The organism is Vibrio sp. 10N.222.55.C6 (genome assembly GCF_041473395.1).
In the GTDB taxonomy this organism is placed as follows: Bacteria; Pseudomonadota; Gammaproteobacteria; order Enterobacterales; family Vibrionaceae; genus Vibrio; species Vibrio crassostreae_C.
The window spans coordinates 1-474 of the sequence record NZ_JBFRSD010000569.1 but is presented as its reverse complement, the minus strand read 5'-3'; the positions used below and the strand labels follow the sequence as shown (position 1 = coordinate 474).

General features: G+C 39.5%; 1 protein-coding gene. It reads right to left on the bottom strand.

Annotated elements, in window-relative coordinates:
• Positions 1 to 474: SDR family NAD(P)-dependent oxidoreductase (locus AB4486_RS25135; RefSeq protein WP_372119422.1), on the bottom strand; the 474-nt coding region annotated here is incomplete at both ends.

Below are 474 nucleotides of genomic sequence, written 5' to 3'. Positions count from 1 at the left end.
GCCTTATGGATAGTGTGCTTACAGCAGCCCCTGGAGATAGACTTCGAATAAATCTAAGTGCTTTTGCTAGGTCTTGTGTTTCAATTTTAAATTTATTATCAATACGCCCATCATTAGTCATATCGGTATCTACAACGCTAGGGCATAAACAGCAAACCTTTACCCCAAAAGGGAGCAGTTCGTGATAAAGCGATTGGCTATAACTAACAATTGCAGCTTTTGTCGCTGAATATGCTGCAATCTTAGGGACTGGCGCCAAACCAGCAGTAGAGCCAAGGTTATATATTTCCCCGTAGCCTTGCTGTTTCATTTTCTCCGCAACTAAATTACAAGCAGTGATTGTAGATAAAAGATTTACGTTTACCAACTCAGAAAGTTTAGCTAAGGAAAGGTTAGTATTGCCTGCTGCCAAAACGCCAGCACTATTAACCATAGCATCAATATTTTCATGCTGTTTAATGATTGATGTAATAG